Annotated in this window: 14 protein-coding genes; 4 read left to right on the plus strand and 10 right to left on the minus strand. The window is 70.2% G+C overall.

Annotation, left to right across the window (positions count from 1 at the left end; translation table 11 throughout):
• The 9 genes from treZ to H0B54_RS12290 all read right to left on the minus strand — a co-directional run.
• Positions 1-5,680: malto-oligosyltrehalose trehalohydrolase (treZ, locus tag H0B54_RS12250; RefSeq protein WP_246472504.1), on the minus strand; the 5,680-nt coding region annotated here is incomplete at its 3' end.
• Between the two features lie 80 nt (positions 5,681-5,760).
• A complete protein-coding gene (locus tag H0B54_RS12255; protein WP_094303269.1) occupies positions 5,761-6,075 on the minus strand; it encodes a hypothetical protein in 315 nt (104 codons plus the stop codon).
• Between the two features lie 106 nt (positions 6,076-6,181).
• A complete protein-coding gene (locus H0B54_RS12260) occupies positions 6,182-6,433 on the minus strand; it encodes a hypothetical protein (RefSeq protein WP_094303270.1) in 252 nt (83 codons plus the stop codon).
• A 103-nt stretch (positions 6,434-6,536) separates the two neighbouring features.
• Positions 6,537-6,692 (minus strand): hypothetical protein, encoded by a 156-nt coding sequence (locus H0B54_RS12265; protein WP_167555917.1) that lies wholly within the window; start codon positions 6,690-6,692, stop codon positions 6,537-6,539.
• A 65-nt stretch (positions 6,693-6,757) separates the two neighbouring features.
• Complete coding sequence (locus H0B54_RS12270) at positions 6,758-7,936, minus strand: NAD(P)/FAD-dependent oxidoreductase (RefSeq protein WP_188260552.1); 1,179 nt, start codon at positions 7,934-7,936, stop codon at positions 6,758-6,760.
• Positions 7,937-8,025: 89 nt separating this feature from the next.
• The gene (locus H0B54_RS12275) at positions 8,026-8,358 is read right to left on the minus strand and encodes an HNH endonuclease (protein WP_094303272.1); all 333 of its coding nucleotides are present in this window, start codon (positions 8,356-8,358) and stop codon (positions 8,026-8,028) included.
• Positions 8,359-8,377: 19 nt separating this feature from the next.
• On the minus strand, positions 8,378-9,739 hold the full coding sequence (locus H0B54_RS12280; RefSeq protein ID WP_188260553.1) for an ATP-binding protein: 1,362 nt from the start codon (positions 9,737-9,739) through the stop codon (positions 8,378-8,380).
• 24 nt (positions 9,740-9,763) lie between these two features.
• Entirely contained in the window at positions 9,764-10,462 is a 699-nt protein-coding gene (locus tag H0B54_RS12285) for a response regulator (RefSeq protein WP_035676932.1), read from the minus strand.
• A 75-nt stretch (positions 10,463-10,537) separates the two neighbouring features.
• Positions 10,538-12,682, minus strand: a complete 2,145-nt coding sequence (locus H0B54_RS12290; RefSeq protein WP_188260554.1) for an ATP-binding protein — start codon at positions 12,680-12,682, stop codon at positions 10,538-10,540.
• Between the two features lie 323 nt (positions 12,683-13,005).
• Between H0B54_RS12290 and H0B54_RS12295 the strand changes: the two genes are divergently transcribed.
• Entirely contained in the window at positions 13,006-13,212 is a 207-nt protein-coding gene (locus H0B54_RS12295; RefSeq protein ID WP_014197503.1) for a cold-shock protein, read from the plus strand.
• A gap of 153 nt (positions 13,213-13,365) precedes the next feature.
• Positions 13,366-13,620: a hypothetical protein gene (locus tag H0B54_RS12300; RefSeq protein WP_188260555.1), complete on the plus strand. Its 255-nt coding sequence runs from the start codon at positions 13,366-13,368 to the stop codon at positions 13,618-13,620.
• Positions 13,621-13,660: 40 nt separating this feature from the next.
• On the opposite strand, the gene H0B54_RS12305 is transcribed toward H0B54_RS12300, so the two are convergent.
• Complete coding sequence (locus H0B54_RS12305) at positions 13,661-14,173, minus strand: MarR family winged helix-turn-helix transcriptional regulator (protein WP_094303275.1); 513 nt, start codon at positions 14,171-14,173, stop codon at positions 13,661-13,663.
• Between the two features lie 140 nt (positions 14,174-14,313).
• On the opposite strand from H0B54_RS12305, the gene H0B54_RS12310 reads away from it, so the two are divergent.
• Both H0B54_RS12310 and uvrB read left to right on the plus strand, forming a co-directional pair.
• Entirely contained in the window at positions 14,314-15,186 is an 873-nt protein-coding gene (locus H0B54_RS12310; protein ID WP_094303276.1) for a branched-chain amino acid aminotransferase, read from the plus strand.
• Between the two features lie 148 nt (positions 15,187-15,334).
• Positions 15,335-17,473 carry an excinuclease ABC subunit UvrB gene (gene uvrB / locus H0B54_RS12315; RefSeq protein WP_188260556.1) on the plus strand — a complete coding sequence of 713 codons (2,139 nt, stop codon included), beginning with the start codon at positions 15,335-15,337 and terminating at the stop codon, positions 17,471-17,473.
• Positions 17,474-17,558: the final 85 nt, after the last annotated feature.

Below are 17,558 nucleotides of genomic sequence, written 5' to 3' on the forward strand. Positions count from 1 at the left end.
GGGGTCCCGGCGCCGGGCAGGGGGCTGATCTCCGGCTGTCCCCCCCCCCGGCCCCCCCGGCGCCCCCCCCCCCGGGGGCGGGAGGGGGGCGAGCGGCCGCCACCGCGGCCGGCCGGGCGGCGGCCATGATGGCGGCGATGGCGCCGGCCTGCGGGCAGTCGGCCATGTCCTCCAGAGCGAGGCGCAGCTTGCGGCGCCAGTTGGGGTACTGGTCCACCGTGCCGGGCAGGTTCACCTGTTCCAGCTCGGCGGTCAGGTCGTCCATCTGGACCATGGCGATGGCGGAGCCGGTGCGGGCCAGGAAGGCGTGCACCGCGTGGCCCAGCGCCTCGCTGTAGGGGCTGTCGGGGCCGAAGCTGGCGGGCAGCGGCAGGAAGGCGTCGGCCAGGGCCACCAGCAAGCGGGTGCGCTCGGCCTTGCGGCGCTCGCGCTGACGCTCCGCCTCACCCTCCGCGGGGTAGAGTCCGCGCTCCTCCTTCAGCGTGATATCGTGCCCCTCCCACCAGCCGCGCAGCGTCGCGAGGTCATGGCTGCCCACCGTGGCGAGCGCCGTATAGGGGTAGTCGTCGGGGCCGCGGAACCCGCCGTCCTCGGTCCATTCGAAGAACATCACCCGGTAACTCAGGACACCCGCCTCCGCCATGCGCTCGCGGAATCCCTCGGGCACGGTGCCCAGATCCTCCCCGACGACGAGGCAACGGTTGCGCTGGCTCTCCAGGGCCAGGATTCCGAGGAGGTCGTCCATCGGGTAGGCGACGTAGGCCCCTTCGGAGGGCGGATGACCCTCCGGTATCCAGTAGACGTGCTGGAGCGCCATCGCGTGGTCGATGCGCAGCGCCCCGGCGTGGCGCATGTTGGCGCGCAGAAGCTCGATGAAGCGGGCGTAGCCGCCCTCGCGCAGCGCGTGGGGGTGGAAGGGCGGCAGGCCCCAATCCTGGCCGGCCGGATTGAACAGGTCGGGCGGGGCGCCGACATGGGCCTGCGCCACCACCACATGCGGGTCGGCCCAAGTCTCCGCCCCGCCGCTGTCCGCCCCGACCGCGAGGTCGCGGAAGAAGCCGACGGCCATCCCACGCTCCCGCGCCCGCTCGGCCGCCGCCTGCAGCTGGCTGTCGGCCAGCCATTGCAGCCAGACGAAGAAGTCGATGCGCTCCCGCTGCTCCCCGGCGAAGCGGCGGACGGCGGGGGAGGTGGCGTCCCGGAATTCCTCCGGCCACTGGCGCCAGTCGGGCGTGCCGTCCTTGGCGAAACGCTCGCGCAGGGCCTGGAAGGTGCAGAAGCGGTCCAACCCCTCGCCCAACTCGGCCCGGAAGGCGGCGAGTGCCCGACGCCGCTCCTCGCTGCCCTCGCTCTGGAAATGGGCGAACAGCCGTTCCAGGACCGGCAGCTTCAGCGCCGCCACGGCGGCGTAATCGACCAGCGGGGCGGCCTCCGCCGCCTGCACCGCGCCGAGGAAGCCCTCATCCGCGATCAGGTCGCGGGCCTCGGCGCAGCCCATCAGTTCGGGCACCGCCAGCACGTCGATGTAGAGCGGGTTGAGGAACAGGCGGCTGGCCGGGGAATAGGGGCTGGCCTGATCGGGCTGGTCGAGGAACAGGGCGTGCAGCGGGTTCAGCCCGACGATGCCCGCCCCGCGCGCCGCCGCCATCTCCGCGACGCTGACGAGGTCGCCGAAGTCGCCGATTCCCCAATCCCCGGCGCAGCGCAGGGCGTAGAGCTGCACCGACAGACCCCAGATCCGCTCGCCCATCTGGAGCGGGGCGGGCAGGTGGCAGGTGGCGGGAGCGGCGATGACCGTGGTCTCCAGGCCGGGATGCTCCGCCCGCAGGCCCTCGACGTCCAGCCGCAGCCGGTGATAGCCGGGCGCCGGGGCCGCCCCGAGGTCGAGGCGGCGCACCTCGAAGCGCTGCCCCTCGGCACCCGCCTTGCGGACCAGCGGCAGGTCGCCGAAGCCGGCCTCGCCGCTGCGGTCGCCCCCGTCCTCCAGGCTGAGGGTCCAGCGCAGCGTCCCGCTGCCTTCCGGCAGGGTGACGGTGACGGAGAAGGGAGGACGGTCGATGCGCAGCACCGCCACCGGCGGCAGGGGGCGGGCCAACTCGCTCCGATCCAGCGCCTCGAGCGCCTTCGCCGGGTCGTCCGCGTCCACCTCCATGGCCGCGAGCAGGGCGCGGATGGTGCCCTCCGACGCCTGGACGGTCTCGCCCGACGCGCCGGTGTAGTGCGTCTCGATCCCCATCCGCTCGCCGAGCCGGTCGAGCGCCGTCGTCTCCTCGATGGTCCACAGGACGGACAGCGGCGCCATGGTTCCGGCATCGAGGCCGTCGCCTTCGGTCCACAGGACGCGGCCCACCGCTTCACCCATGCCCTCCACCGGCGTGTCGGACAGGTTGGCGAGCAGATGCAGGCGGCTGCCGTCGCCCAGCTGCCATGAGACGCGGATGCCCCGCCCGTCGATCACCTCGTGGGCGGCCGCACCGCCGGGCGCGTTCTCCAGCCGCGGCGTGATCTCCTTGTGGCGCACCGCCAGGATGCGGCGGTACCAGTCCAGCCACGCACCATGCTCGCCCGTCTTCCGGGCGTCCCAATCGAGCTTGGCCGACTGGAAGGTCTCGGGCGCGGTCGGGTCGGGGATGCGGTCGCGCACCGCCGGGTCCTGGAATTCGGGGAACTTGGCGAACTCCTCCCGCCGGCCGTTGCGGACCGCTTCGGCCAGCTCGTCGGCGAAGTCGCAGAAGAAGGGGAAGGGGCGGTCGGACGCCCATTCCTCGCCCATGAACAGCATCGGGATGCCCGGCCCCAGCAGATAGAGCGAGGTCGCCGCCCGCACCGCCTCGGGCCGGGAGAAGCGGGTGATCCGCTCTCCGAAGGCGCGGTTGCCGACCTGGTCGTGGTTCTGGATGAAGGTGACGAAGGCGGTCGGCGGCAGATGCGCCGATGGCTCGCCGCGGGCCTCGCCGCCGCGGTAGGAGGAAGCGTGTCCCTGGAAGGCGAAGCCCTCGGCCATGGCGCGGGCCAGCTTCACCGCGTCGCCCGCATAATCGGCGTAATAGCCGCCGGACTCGCCGGACGCCCAGACGTGCAGGCAGTGGTGCAGGTCGTCGTTCCACTGCGCGGTGTGCCAGCGCGGGTCGCCCTCCGGGTGGCGTTCCAGCAGGTGGGCCTCGTTCTCGTCGTTCTCCAGAACGAGATGGACGTGGCGGCGGCAGCGCACGGCGTCCTGCACGCGCTCCGCCAGCTCCTGAAGGAACAGCTTGTCGCTGTCGTCGAGGATGGCGTGGACCGCGTCGAAACGCAGCCCGTCCATGTGGAATTCCTCGATCCAGTAGAGCGCGTTGTGGATGAAATAGTCGCGCACGGTGGCGTTGCGCGGCCCGTCCACGTTGATGGCGTCGCCCCAGGGCGTCTTGTGCCGGTCGGTGAAGAAGGCCTTGGCGTAGGCGTGGAGATAATTCCCGTCCGGCCCGAAATGGTTGTAGACGACGTCGAGGAAGACCATCAGCCCCTTGGCGTGGGCGGCGTCCACCAGCGCCTTCAGGTCCTCCGGGCGGCCATAGGCGGCGTCCGGGGCGTAGGGCAGCACCCCGTCATAGCCCCAGTTGCGGGCGCCGGGAAAATCGGCGACCGGCAGCAGCTCGATGGCGGTGACGCCCAGCTCCACGAGGTGGTCGAGCTTGTCGATGGCGGCGCGGAAGGTTCCTTCCTCGGTGAAGGTGCCGACATGCAGTTCGTACAGCACCGTCTCGTGCCAGGGGCGCCCGGTCCAGGCGGTGTCGGACCAGCGGAAGACGGTGGGGTCGATCACCTCGCTCGGCCCGTGCACGTCCTCCGGCTGGTGGCGGGAGGCCGGGTCGGGCACGCGCAGCCCGTCGGGAAGCTCGAACTGGTAGCGGGTGCCCGCCTGGGCCTGGGCGGTGGTCCAGTCGAACCAGCCGTCGGCCCGCCGCACCATGGGCAGCAGGGCCTGGGTGTCCTCCAGCCACAGCGAGACCTGCTCGGTCCCCGGCGCCCACAGGGTGAAGCGGACGGAGCCGTCGGGCTGCACCTGCGCGCCGAAGGGCATGGCGTGGGCCCGCGCCTCGCCGAGGCGGGTGGCGCCGGGGGCGGCCAGCCCGACCGGGCCGGACGCGCGGTCGGCCACCTCCGGCCCGGCGTCGGCGCCCAGGATGCCGATGGCCCCGGCCAGCGGGATGGCCAGCCAGTCGGGCCGGTTCGCCAGCTCGTAGCCGATCTCGTAGAGCGCCTTCTCCAGCAGGAAGAGTTTCAAAAGCTGCGTGGCGGTGGCCGCGTCGGTGGGCCAGCCCGGGCAATCCCCGATGGCCTCGCGGTAGCCGGCGACGAAGGCGGAGGCCGCCTCCCCCTCCCACCAGTTCAGCCAGGCGGTGCGTGCGCCGCGCGCCGTCTCGTCGAGGTCGGCGGGCAGGGCGGCCCGCGCCCCGGCGGCGGCGTAGGTGATGGAGCGCAGCATCCCCGCCACGTCGCGCAGGATGCAGTGCTTGGCCCGCCGTTCGGCCAGCGGGCGCATCGGCTCGCCCTCGAAATCGACGATGAACAGGTCGTCCTTGCCGGCCAGCACCTGCCCCAGGTGATAATCGCCGTGCAGGCGCATGGCGTGGAAGGTGCCGCGCGGCGGCGTCAGCGTCTCGATCTGGCGCATCACCGTCGCCTCGCTGTCGGCCAGCGAGGCGGCGTAGGGCGCGATGTCGGCGTTCAGCCGGGGGGCGGCCTCGCGCAACTGGCCCAGGACGCGGCGGGCGAGGGTGCGCACCCCATCCGCCCAGCCCTTCAGCATGGCCGGAGTCACCGGTTCGGGCGTGAAGGCGTCGCCACCGCCGGGGGTGGCGAGCGCCCGGTGCATCTCCGCCGTGCGGCGGCCCAGCCGGCGCATGAAAGTCATCAGGGCGACATCGTCCGCCGTGTCGTCGAAGCGCTCGACGCGCTCCGCCAGGCAGGCGGTGACGTGGCTCCAGGCGTCGCGGGCGTCGGGTACCAGCTCCTGCAGGATGCACAGGGTGGCGGCCTCGCCGTCGCCCGTGCGCTCCACCCAGCCGAGCAGCGCGGGGGTGTTGCGGAAGTTGGCGACCTCGGTCAGGAAGCGCCCGACCTCCAATTCCGGATGGGTGCCGGATTCCAGCTTGCGCAACCCCTTCAGGATCGCCGCGTCGCCGACGCGGACGGAGGTGTTGGATTGCTCCGCCCCCGTCCAGCGCAGCGCGGCGCCGCCGTCCAGCGCGCCCTTCGCGGCGTCGAAGGCGCGGCTGCGGCCATAGCGCAGGCCGCCGTTCTCGCCGCCCTTGCGGATGCCGTCGAGCAGGGCGCGAACCACCTCCTCATCCCCGTAGCCGTCACGCAGGCTGCCCGGCCAGGGGAGCGCATCCGGGCCGGCGATGGTGAAGGGATCGGCGGTGTCGGCCTTGCCGTCGCGGTTGAGCACCAAGGGAAGCTGGTAGAGCTGCGGGTCCCGCCCCGGTGCCTCCACCCGCAGCAGGCAGAGCTGGGCGGAACCGGAGGCCAGCGGAAGCGGCAGCGCATCGACGATGCGCACGGTGGGCGTGCCGGCGTCCTTGCCGGCGTACCAGCGCCGTCCGGTCAGGAAGCCGGGAAGCAGTTTGTCCTGAAGCAGGGACAGGGCCTCGCCCTCGATGGGGCTGGAAAAGACATTCGATTTGGGCGCTGTCGGCAAGACACGTCTCCCCTGTTGGGCGGCACGGCTCGCACAACAACCGGGGCGGTGCGGTGTTCCTCCCGCCTAACCGTAGGTGGCTAGCCGTCGGACATGCGCGGATGGTGGGGCAGGCGGCCCAGCCGGCCGACCCGTTCGGCCAGTTGCAGCGCCTCGACCACGTCGTCGAGCCGCCCGCACTGCATCAGCGTGTGGGCGTGGGTGTTGAGCGCGGCGACCACCGCGCGTTCGTCGGACACGCCGTCGGCCGGGCGCCCGTCGCGGTCGAGGATGACCGCGCCGAGCGCGGCCAGCGCCTCCGCCGACAGATTCACGGCGTCGAGCATCGCCGCGTCGTCCTTCTCCGCGGCGTTCAGCACGGGTTCCAGCACCTCGGCGAGCAACCGGGGATTCATGAAGGCACGCTCCTGACGGCATCTGTGCTTTAAAACACTGAAGATGGCCCGTTGTGCCGCCGCCGCAAGCCGATGCCCCGTCAACTGAACGGGAGGTAGAGGGCCTCTAGGCTTCCAGAACGGATTCGACCTCGGACAGGTCGCTCAGACGGCGGGCCAGCTTGTCCGTGCACTGGATTTCCAGGATGCCGAAGCCGGCGTTGGGCGCGATTGCGTGCAGGTCGCCGGCCATGCCGTTCTGGCTGGCGAAGCGCTTGACCCGCTCCACCATGGCGTCGCGCTCGGGCCGGCCCGGACGCAGGCCGGGCAGGGGGCGGGTGAACAGGACCTTGTAGCGTTTGAACATGGCGTGAGCCATGGGAGAGGCTCCCGACCTGCTGAATGGAGATGGACGCGCCAGGGGGTGTGGCACGTCCGCCCCCGTCGGTGCAAGCCCTTCGGGCCGGGATCAGTCCCCAGCGTCAGTCCTTGCTCGGCTCCACATTCTCCGCGCCCTTGCGGGTGCCGCCGAAGCGGTCGGCGCCCTTGGCGTCGGGAGCGTCCGGCTTCTTGTGGTTGCCGGTGTTCTGCTGGTCGTCGGTGTGCTTGACGGTCTCTTCGGTGTGGGGCTGCTTCATCGCGGGGCCTCATGCTCCGTTCGGAAAGGTCACCCCATCAACCGGCTAGGCTCGCGCCCGTTCCCTCAGATCACGTTGGTCTCCAGCAGGGGGCGGTTCTCCACCAGACGGTCGTAGGCGAAGGCCGACAGGTTCAGGCTGCGGTAGGCGCCGGTCGCGATCAGCTCCGCCAGCCCGCGCCCGGCACCCGGCGCCTGTTGCAGCCCATGGCCGCTGAAGCCGTTGCAGAACAGGAAGTTGCGAAGCTCCGGATGCGGCCCGATGACGGCGTTCTGGTCGATCTCGTTGTACTCGTAGAAGCCGGCCCAGGCGTTGGTGACCTTGATCGCCTCGAAGGCGGGGACGCGCTCTGCCAGCGCCGGCCACATCATCTCCTCGAACAGGTCGTGCTCCACCGTCAGGTCGTCGGTGTCCGGATCGCGGTCGGCGGGCGGCGGGGCGCCGCAGATGAACTGCTTGCCCTCCGGCCGGAACCACACGCCGGACGGGTCGATGACCAGCGGGCAGCCGGAAAGCTCCTCGCGGCAGTCGAACACGAAGACGCAACGCTTGCGCGCCGACACCGGCAGCTCCACCCCGGCCATGGTGGCGACGCGGCGGGCCTGCGGCCCGGCGGCGTTGACCGCCACCCCGCAGGACAGCCGCTGCCCGTCGGCCAGACGCACCGCGGTGACCTTGCCGTCGGCGGTGTCGATGCCCGCGACATCGCCGGCGATCATGGCGACGCCCAGCGCCTTGGCCTTGCGGCGGAAGGCCTGCATCAGGCTGTAGCCGTCGAACCAGCCCTCCCCGGACAGGCCGAGCGAGCCGAGCGCGATCCCCTCCACCGACAGCCAGGGGAAGCGGGCGGTCAGGTCCTCCGGCGACAGCAGGGCGACGTCGGCTCCGCAGGAGAGCTGGATGGCGTTGTTCCGGCGCAGGATGTCCGCCCCGGCCCCGGTCGCCAGATAGAGATAGCCCGGTTCGCGCAGGCCCAGATCCACCGGATCGCCGTCCACGGACAGATGCTGCGTCGCGTTGCGGATGAAGGACAGGCCGAACTGCGACAGGGCGATGTTCGCCGGGGTCGAGAATTGCTGCCGGATCGAACTGGCCGACAGGGCGGAGGAGGCGCGCTGGTAGGTCGGGTCCCGCTCCACCACCGCCACGGTGCCGCCGAAGCCGGGGTCGTTCGCCAGGAAATAGGCGACCGCGCAGCCCATCACACCACCGCCGACGATCACGACGTCGTACCGATCCGCCATCGAACGCTCCCGAATTAACCTTGTTTATCGTTCCGGTGATCGGGCCAGAAGGCGGGGCCGCCGTCAAGAGGGCTCAGGAGGGCCGGCGCTCACAGCCCGGCGATGGCGCGGGCGACGGTCATCCACTCGTCGCCCGGCTCGGCGTCGCGCAGGGCCAGCAGCGGCGGCCAGACGCCCAATTGGCTGCGGCGGCGCTCGGTGACGAAGCGGTCGATCTCCTCCGGCGTCGGCAGGCGGTCGGCCTTGCGCTGGTTGCAGCGGCGGTGCGCCAGAACGACGTTCGGCGCCGCGTCGAGGCCGCCATAGGCCAACGGGATCAGATGGTCGAAGGTCGCCTTGGTTCCCACCGGCTCCCCGCAATAGAAGCAGCGGCCGCCTTGCAAAACGTCCATGAGGCGGTACTCGTCGGGACTGACGGGCATGACGGCATCCTTCAGAAATTCACACCGGCAGGCGGATCAGCACGCGCAGGCCGCCGTAGGGGCTGTCGCTGAGCGTGATGTCGCCGCCGTGGCTGCGGACGACGTCGCGGGCGATGGTCAGCCCCAGCCCGGCCCCGCCGGTCGCCTGGTTGCGGGAGCTGTCCAGCCGGAAGAAGGGCTTGAACACGTCGTCGCGGGACGCCTGCGGGATGCCCGGCCCGTCGTCGTCCACCAGGATGTCGATGAAGCCGTCCTCCCGCTCCGCCCGCACCCAGATGCGGTCGCCGTGGCGCCGCGCGTTGGACAGCAGGTTAGCGAGGCAGCGCCGCGTCGCGTTGGGGCGCAGCGGCAGGGTCAGCCCGTCCGGCGCGACCAGGGCCACCTCCGCCCCCTCGCGGCGGACTCCGGAGACCACCTCGTTGAGGATGCGGGTCAGGTCGGTCGGCTGAACGGCCTCCGTCCCCTCGCCGCGAGCGAAGGCCAGATAGCCCTCGATCATCATCTCCATCTCGGTGACGTCGGTCAGCAACTCCTCGACCTCCGGCCCGTCGCCCAGCATGTCCAGCGCCAGCTTCATGCGGGTCAGCGGCGTGCGCAGGTCGTGGCTGACGCCGGCCAGCATCTCCGTCCGCTGGGTGATCTGGCGGTGGATGCGCTCGCGCATGCGCAGGAAGGCGACGGCGGCCTGCCGCACCTCGGTCGCCCCCTCCGGCTTGAAGTTGCGCACGTCGCGGCCCTTGCCGAGCGCGTCCGCGGCGGCGGCCAGCCGCTTGATGGGGCGGATCTGGTTGCGCATGAAGATGATGGCGACGGTGAACAGGACCAGCGCCGAGCCGACCATCCACAGGATGAAGATGTAGCTGGTCGGGCTGAACAGGCGGCGTTCCGGCGACATCACCGACAGCACGCCGTCCGGCATCTGCACGCGGATCTCGTACCATTCGCGGGTGATGCGGGTGTTGATGGCGAAGGGCCGCCGCACCCGCTCGTGCAGCGCCTTGCTGAGCGTGTTCTCCAGCATGCCGCGCAGCTTCGGCGGGTGGTCGGGCAGGGTGCTGCCGGGCTCCAGCGTCACGATCAGGTCGGTGCTGCGCGCGGTGGCGGCCAGCGTCCAGTTGCGCCCCTCCGGGGTCGGGTCGTGCTCCAGCATGCCGATGACCATGGCGATGTCGCCGGCCACCGCGAAGGCCAGCCGGTTCGTCATGGTGTCCCAGTGCCGGTCGTAGAAGATCCAGGTGGCCACCGCCTGGGCGAGGATGACCGGCGTGACGATGATCAGCAGCGAGCGGCCGAACAGCGTCCGGGGCAGGAACCGCTTCAGCAGCCCCGTCTGCTCGCGGCGCGGCATCGGCATCGGTCCGGCGGCGGTGTCGGTGGTCATGGTCCTGATCCTCTGGCGGCCCCGTTACGGGTCCGGCCTCAACACATAGCCCTCGCCGCGCACCGTGTGGAGGTAGCGCGGCTCCCGCGGGTCGGGTTCGATCTTGCGGCGCAGGCGGGTCACCTGCACGTCGATGGTGCGGGCGTTGCCGGCGACCTTGCTGCGCTCCGTCAACTCCTCGCGCGAGAAGATGGTGCCGGGGGAGGCGGCGAGCACGCGCAGCAGCCCGGCCTCCGCCGTGGTCAGCCGGACCACCTCCTCGCCCGCCCGCAGCTCGTCGCGGTCGGGCAGGTAGATCATCGGGCCGAGCTTCACCGGCTGCGGCGGCACCGGGTCCGCCGGGCGGCTGGCCTGGCGGCGCAGGATCGAGTTGATGCGCAGCAGCAGCTCGCGCGGGTTGAAGGGTTTGGCGAGGTAGTCGTCGGCCCCGGCCTCCAGCCCGGCGATGCGGTCGTCGGGCTCGCCCCGCGCGGTGAGCAGCAGGATGGGCAGGTCGCGTTCCCGCCGCAGCGATTCGGTCAGCTCCAGCCCGGTCTCGCCCGGCATCATGATGTCGAGCACCAGCAGGTCGAAGGCGAGCCCGGCCAGCTTGGCCCGCGCTTCCGCGGCGTCCTTCGCGGTCGCCACCAGGAAGCCGTTGCCGGCGAGATACTTGCGCAGCAGCTCGCGCAGGCGGGTGTCGTCATCGACGACCAGGATGTGGGGCTGGTCTTCTTCGGTCATGGCGCGACTGTAGCGCAACCGGGCGCCGCGCACCAAGGGAAGCGGCGCCGGACGGGCAGGGCATCAGGCCCGACATCAGGCGGCGGCATCGGCGCCCGCGGTCAGCTTCGCCAGGGTGGACAGGATGCGGTTGGGCGCGGCGGGTTTGGTCAGCACGAGGCAACCCGCGTCCTTGGCTGCGCGGACGAGGTCGGCGGACAGTTCCCCGGTCAGCAGGATGGCCGGGATATCCCGTCCCAGCACCCCGCGAAGGGTCTGGATCCCGCTCAGCCCGTCGGTGCCACCGGGCAGCCGGTAATCGCTGAGGATCGCCGAGGGGGCCTGAAGCGTGGCCTGGGCGGCGGCGAGGGCGGAATCGAAGCTGTCCGCCGCTATCACACCGGCCCCGGCCTGCTCCAGCAGCAGGGTCAGGGAACTGCGCTGCAGCGGGTCGTCCTCGACCACCAGCACCCGCCGTCCGGACAGGCGCCTGGGGGATGCGGGCTCCGACGTCGACGCGGCCGGCGGCGGCGCCGCTGGCGCCGGCACGGCGGGGGCGGGGACACGGGGCAGGGTGACCGCGAAGACGGACCCACGGCCGACCCGTGACCGGACGTCCAACGGGTGGCCGAGCAAGCGGGCGGTGCGCTCGACGATGGACAGGCCGAGGCCGGCGCCGCGCGACCCGTCGCGGGCGGTATTGCCGATCTGGTAGAACTCCTCCCAGATCGTGCCCAGCTCGGCGGCGGCGATGCCCTGGCCGCTGTCCCAGATCTCCACCCGCAAGCCGCCGCCGCGGGGCCGCGCCCCGACGACGACCCCGCCGCGCGCCGTGTACTTGACGGCGTTGGACAGCAGGTTGCGCAGGATCGGCTGAAGCCGCGCCGGATCGCTGCGCACCCAGGCGGCGGTGGGCACCACGGTCAGCCGCAGGCCCTTGCCCTCGGCTTCCGCCCGCAGTTCGGCGGCGAGCTGGTCCAGAAGCGGGGCGAGCGGGAAGACGCCGACCTCCACCGGCACCACGCCGGCCTCCAGCCGCGACAGGGTCAGCAGGTCGTCGAGCAGCCGCTGTCCGGCCTGGAGCGACGCCGAGGCCATGGCGCCCAACTGCCGGAGCGTCGGGTTCGGCGCCTCCATCAACAGCAGCTCGTGGAAGGCGGCCAGACCTTGCAGAGGTTGGCGCAGATCGTGGCTGACGGTCGCCAGCACCTTCATCTTGGCGAGGCTGGCCATCTCCGCGCTGCGCAGGGCCTTCTCCAGTTCCGCCGTGCGCTGGCGGACGCGCTCGTCCAGGCTTTGGTTGGCACGCAGAAGCTCCGCCCGAACCGCATCCTCCCGCCGGGCGCCGGCAAGGGCGAAAACGAACAGCACCGAGGCGCCGGCCAGGATGCCGCCGCTGATCGCCGTGGTCCACAGGGCGCGTTCCCGCCAGGGAGCCAGCACCTCGGTCAGCGGACGGCTCGCCACCACCACGATCGGGACCCCGCTCAGCATCCGCGCGGCGGTGATCTGCGTGCCCTCAATGATCGCCGGACCGTCCGGCGGGTCCCAGGGCTGAGGCCAGGCGGAGGTGGGAGGGGCGACGGCGCTCTCCGGCGGCCATTCCGCCAGCTTCTCCTTGCCGCTGGTGAACAAGGCCAGCCGCGCCCCCTCGCCCCAGCCGGCCTCCCCGTACATCTGCGAGAAATAGGTGTTCTGGATGCCCGCCACCGCGATGGCCTGCAGGGCTCCCTCCTCGTCGCGCAGGGCGCGGCTGATGGTGAAGCGCCCCTGGCTCACGCCGGGGCCCGCCGGGAGGTGGGACCCAACATGGAGACCCGGCGGCGGACCCTGCGTGACGCCCGGATGGGCCTGGGCGTAGTCGCGCCCCGACAGGTCGCGGGGCGGCGGCGGATGTTCCGCGCTGTCCAGGAGCAGCCGGCCCTGCGCATCGAGCGCCCAGACGCCGCCGATCTGCGGCAGGCGTTCCGCGCGGGCGCGCATCGCGGCCTGGATGCGCTGCCCTTCGGCGGGGTCGCGGCGGTCCCACCGCTCCAGCGCGTCCAGCAGCATGCGCAGCTGGGCGTCCCCCGCTTCGATGGCACGGCTGGCGTGTTCGTCGAGAAGGTGGGCGGTTGCGGCGAACTCGCGGCGGGCCTGTTCCAGCGTCAAGTGGCGGTCGCGCGACACCGACAGGGCGGACACGCCGACGCACAAGGCGGCAAAGGTCAGGAACGCGGCCACGAGATGGGCACGCTGCATGCCGCCGGCTCCTTCAGGAAAGCTAAACAAAAGAATCAGGTTGCCAAAACTATGGGCTAAGCAACAAGCCGGGGACAACTCCGCCGAAGGGCAGGGCCGACACCGGCGAACGAGGCAAGAGTCGTGAGTCGAAACAAGTGCGCGGGGCTTTGGCCGAAGGGTTCGGGTTGCATCACGGCCTTTCGATCCCCACATGAAAAGAGTCGAATTTCTTTGGGTCTACGGTCCGCTTGCAGATCGCTGCGTCTGGTCCTTCCCCTCGGTGATTTGATGTGAACCCGTGGCATGAGCGCCGTGGGCAACCTCGTTCAAGGAACTACCAGATGGCTACTGGAACCGTGAAATGGTTCAACACCACCAAGGGCTACGGCTTCATCCAGCCGGATGACGGGACGGCCGACGTGTTCGTCCACATCTCCGCCGTTGAGCGGTCGGGCATCAACATTCATGAAGGCCAGAAGCTGTCCTACGAACTCCAGCGCGACCCCAAGAAGGGCAAGAGCGCCGCGGCCAACCTGAAGGAGGCGTGATTTTCCGCTCCGATTTTTTCGGAGCCGCTTCGTCAGGGGCCGGTTGCCCCCAATCCTGTAACAGCCGCTTCACAAAAGAAACGCATGCTCCATGGACCGCCGGGACTGTCCGGGTGGTGCCATGGGGCACGATGACGATCACAGGAGGCATGCATGGCATCCGATAACCGCAGCGCGGATCGGAATGATCTCGACTCCATGACCCGCGAGTTTCTTGCGAAGGGGGGTAAAATCGTTCAGTGCCCGCCGGGGTCTTCGGACAGCGTGGTGTACAAGCGCACCTCCTTCCGCCGCCGCGGCGCCGCGAACGCCGCGGGCAAGGAAGGGGCGGAGGGCGCCGCCGGCACGCCGCCAGCGGATGCGGCTCCCGCTGCCGCGGAACCGGCCCCGACCCCGGCCAAGGAGTGAGTTGACGGGGGATTGACCCGACTGGTTCCCGGCCCGGTTCCTACCGCTTCACGGCGGCGAGCCGGGCCGGCGCCGGGGGTGCGAACTTCACCCGGTCCTCCTCGTCCATCATCCCCAGCATCACCTTGCGGAAGCCCTCCACGGCCTCCGCCCCGGCCATGCGGTAGGCGCGGGCGATCCGCTGCCGCTGCGTTTCGGACAGCTGGCGTTCCAGCTCCACGCCTTTTTCGGTCAGTTCCAGCAGACGCTGCCGCCGGTCCCGCACGCCCGTCTGCTGCTGGATGAACTCCTGCCGGACCAACTCCCCCAGCACGCGCGACAGGCTCTGCTTGGTGATCTTCAGGATCGCCAGAAGCTCCGACACGGTGATCTTCGGGTAACGCCCGACGAAATAGATGACGCGGTGGTGCGCCCGGCCGAAGCCGATCTGCGCCAGGATCTCGTCCGGCTCCGCGGTGAATTCCCGATAGGCGTAGAACAGCAGCTCCATGCCCGTGCGAAGTTCCTCTTCGCGCAGGAAAAGCTGGTTCACGCCCGCTTTTATGTCAGCCATGTTGACGTGATCGGTGCGATTCGTTACAAATGGGTCAATAAGCCAGACATAAACGAACAAAGGCCGCGAGACAAGCGCGGCTTTCGACAATTCCATTCCAAGTCCCGAGCAACGGGCCAAAGACCAAGGTGGGAGCCGCCATGTCCATCCTTCCCTTCGACGACCGCGACGGCGTGATCTGGTACGACGGCGCGCTGGTGCCGTGGCGCGAAGCGAACCTGCACGTCCTGTCGCACGGCCTGCATTACGCAAGCTGCGTGTTCGAAGGCGAGCGCGTCTACAACGGCAAGGTGTTCAAGCTGACCGAGCACAGCGAGCGTCTGGCCGCCTCGGCCCGCATTCTCGGTTTCGAGCTTCCCTATTCGGTGGCGGAGATCGACGCCGCGACCAACGAGACGGTGAAGGCGATGGGCTTCACCGACGCCTATGTCCGCCCGGTGGCGTGGCGTGGCAGCGAGATGATGGGCGTGGCGGCGCAGGCCAGCCGCATCCACGTCGCCATTGCCGTCTGGCAGTGGCCGAGCTATTTCAGCCCCGAGGCGAAGATGGCCGGCATCAAGCTGACCTGGGCGCCGTGGCGCCGCCCGGCCCCGGACACCGCCCCCACCGCGTCGAAGGCGGCGGGTCTCTACATGATCTGCACCTTGTCGAAGCACGAGGCGGAGGCCAAGGGCTACCAGGACGCGCTGATGCTCGACTACCGCGGTTACCTGGCGGAGGCGACCGGGGCGAACCTGTTCCTGGTGATGGACGGCAAGATCCACACGCCGAAGCCCGACTGCTTCCTGGACGGCATCACCCGCCGCACGGTGATCGACCTCGCCAAGGCCCGCGGCATCGAGGTGATCGAGCGCCACATCCAGCCCGAGGAGCTGGCAAACACCCAGGAGGTCTTCCTGACCGGCACCGCGGCGGAGGTGACCCCGGTCGGCCAGATCGGCGATCACCGCTTCACGCCGGGCCGCGTCTGCGAGACGCTGGTGAAGGACTACGACGCGCTGGTGCGCGGGTAAGGCGCTCTTCTTCCCCTCCCCGGCCATTTTCTCAACCAATGGGGGCCGGGGAGGGAGCAGCCTCCGGACAAGCCCACGCTCGACAGCGGGGGTGGGGTGGGCCATATACTCGGTTCCCGTTCCGTACCCCTGGCGCGAGCGCACCCGCATGTCCCATCCCGTCCTGACCGCCCTCCCGCAGAAGTCCCTGCCCAAGCTGGAGGCGGGCAAGAAGTTCGAACTGGTGTCGGAATTCAAGCCCTCCGGCGACCAGCCGCGCGCCATCGGGGAACTGACCGAGGGGCTGCGCGCCGGCGAGAAGGATCAGGTGCTGCTCGGCGTCACGGGGTCCGGCAAGACCTTCACCATGGCGCACGTCATCCAGCACGTCCAGCGCCCCACCCTGGTGCTCGCCCCGAACAAGACGCTGGCGGCGCAGCTTTATGGCGAGATGAAGTCCTTCTTTCCGAACAACGCGGTGGAGTACTTCGTCTCCTACTACGACTACTATCAGCCGGAAGCCTACGTCCCGCGCACCGACACCTTCATCGAGAAGGAATCCTCGATCAACGAGCAGATCGACCGGATGCGCCACTCGGCGACGCGAGCGCTGCTGGAGCGGGACGACGTCATCATCGTGGCGTCGGTCTCCTGCATCTACGGTATCGGCTCGGTCGAGACCTATTCGGAGATGACCGTCGACCTGCGCAAGGGCGAGGTGGTCGCCCAGCCCGACCTGCTGCGCAAGCTGACCGAGCTTCAGTACAAGCGAAACGACGCGGCCTTCGGGCGCGGCCTGTTCCGGGTGCGCGGCGACACGGTGGAGCTGTTCCCCGCCCACATGGAGGACCGCGCGTGGCGCATCTCGCTGTTCGGCGACGAGATCGAGGGCATCCATGAGATCGATCCGCTGACCGGCGAGAAGATCGCCTCGCTGGAGGCCGTGCGCATCTATCCCAACAGCCACTACGTGACGCCCAAGCCGACGCTCAATCAGGCCATCGAGCAGATCAAGCGCGAGTTGAAGCTCCGGCTGGAGGAGTTCAACGCCCAGGGCAAGCTGCTGGAGGCGCAGCGGCTGGAGCAGCGCACGACCTTCGACATCGAGATGATGGCGGCCACCGGCGCCTGCGCCGGCATCGAGAACTACTCCCGCTACCTGACCGGCCGCGCGGCGGGCGAGCCGCCGCCGACGCTGTTCGAGTATCTGCCCGGCGACGCTCTGCTGATCGTGGACGAAAGCCACGTCATGGTGCCGCAGATCGGCGGCATGTACCGCGGCGACCGGATGCGCAAGGAAACGCTGTCCGAATACGGCTTCCGCCTGCCCAGCGCCATGGACAACCGCCCGCTGAAGTTCGAGGAGTGGGAGGGCATGCGCCCGCAGACGGTCTTCGTCTCGGCCACCCCCGGCCCGTGGGAGATGGAGCGCACCGGCGGCGTCTTCGCCGAGCAGGTGGTTCGCCCGACCGGTCTGATCGACCCGGAGGTGATCATCCGTCCCACCGAGACCCAGGTGGACGACCTCATCCACGAGTGCAAGGAGGTGGTGGCGAAGGGCAACCGCGTGCTGGTCACCACGCTGACCAAGAAAATGGCCGAGGCGCTGACCGAGTACATGCACGAGGCGGGCCTGCGCGTGCGCTACATCCACTCCGACGTGGAGACGCTGGAGCGCATCGAGATCATCCGCGATCTGCGGCTCGGCGCCTACGACGTGCTGGTCGGCATCAACCTGCTGCGCGAGGGGCTGGACATTCCCGAATGCTCGCTGGTCGCCATCCTGGACGCCGACAAGGAGGGCTATCTGCGCTCCAAGACCTCGCTGATCCAGACCATCGGCCGCGCCGCGCGCAACGTCGAGGGGCGGGCGATCCTCTACGCCGACAAGATCACCGCTTCCATGCAGTACGCCATCGACGAGACGGCGCGCCGCCGCGAGCGGCAGCGGGCCTACAATCTGGAGCATGGCATCACGCCGGAATCCGTGAAGAAGGCCATCGGCGACATCCTGGAGAGCGTCTACGAGCGCGGCGACCACGTCACCGTCAAGACCGGCCTCAACGCGACGGAACTGGTCGGCCACAATCTGAAGTCGGTCATGGCCGACATCGAGAAGCGCATGAAGGCCGCCGCCGCCGACCTGGAGTTCGAGGAGGCCGCCCGCCTGCGCGACGAACTCCGCCGGCTGGAGGCGATGGACCTCGGGCTGGAGCAGCCGGGCAGCATCGGCATCAGTTCCGCCCGCCAGGGGCGCGGCATTCCCGAAGGCGCTCCGAAGAAGCAGGGCCGCCGGGGACGGCGCTGACGGGAAGGGCGGAGCCGCTTCGGGAATAATATCCCCGGTCCAGGCGTTCATCCTGCCAGTACGGCCCGCCCGCCGGGCCGTGATC

It is taken from the genome of Azospirillum tabaci, assembly GCF_014596085.1.
GTDB lineage: Bacteria > Pseudomonadota > Alphaproteobacteria > Azospirillales > Azospirillaceae > Azospirillum > Azospirillum tabaci.

Excerpts from the sequence above, each read along its gene's own strand:
- H0B54_RS12255 (WP_094303269.1), bottom strand. The coding sequence starts at position 6,075 with ATGAATCCCCGGTTGCTCGCCGAGGTGCTGGAACCCGTGCTGAACGCC.
- H0B54_RS12260 (WP_094303270.1), bottom strand. The coding sequence starts at position 6,433 with ATGGCTCACGCCATGTTCAAACGCTACAAGGTCCTGTTCACCCGCCCC.
- H0B54_RS12265 (WP_167555917.1), bottom strand. The coding sequence starts at position 6,692 with ATGAAGCAGCCCCACACCGAAGAGACCGTCAAGCACACCGACGACCAG.
- H0B54_RS12270 (WP_188260552.1), bottom strand. The coding sequence starts at position 7,936 with ATGGCGGATCGGTACGACGTCGTGATCGTCGGCGGTGGTGTGATGGGC.
- H0B54_RS12275 (WP_094303272.1), bottom strand. The coding sequence starts at position 8,358 with ATGCCCGTCAGTCCCGACGAGTACCGCCTCATGGACGTTTTGCAAGGC.
- H0B54_RS12280 (WP_188260553.1), bottom strand. The coding sequence starts at position 9,739 with ATGACCACCGACACCGCCGCCGGACCGATGCCGATGCCGCGCCGCGAG.
- H0B54_RS12285 (WP_035676932.1), bottom strand. The coding sequence starts at position 10,462 with ATGACCGAAGAAGACCAGCCCCACATCCTGGTCGTCGATGACGACACC.
- H0B54_RS12290 (WP_188260554.1), bottom strand. The coding sequence starts at position 12,682 with ATGCAGCGTGCCCATCTCGTGGCCGCGTTCCTGACCTTTGCCGCCTTG.
- H0B54_RS12295 (WP_014197503.1), top strand. The coding sequence starts at position 13,006 with ATGGCTACTGGAACCGTGAAATGGTTCAACACCACCAAGGGCTACGGC.
- H0B54_RS12300 (WP_188260555.1), top strand. The coding sequence starts at position 13,366 with ATGGCATCCGATAACCGCAGCGCGGATCGGAATGATCTCGACTCCATG.
- H0B54_RS12305 (WP_094303275.1), bottom strand. The coding sequence starts at position 14,173 with ATGGCTGACATAAAAGCGGGCGTGAACCAGCTTTTCCTGCGCGAAGAG.
- H0B54_RS12310 (WP_094303276.1), top strand. The coding sequence starts at position 14,314 with ATGTCCATCCTTCCCTTCGACGACCGCGACGGCGTGATCTGGTACGAC.
- uvrB (WP_188260556.1), top strand. The coding sequence starts at position 15,335 with ATGTCCCATCCCGTCCTGACCGCCCTCCCGCAGAAGTCCCTGCCCAAG.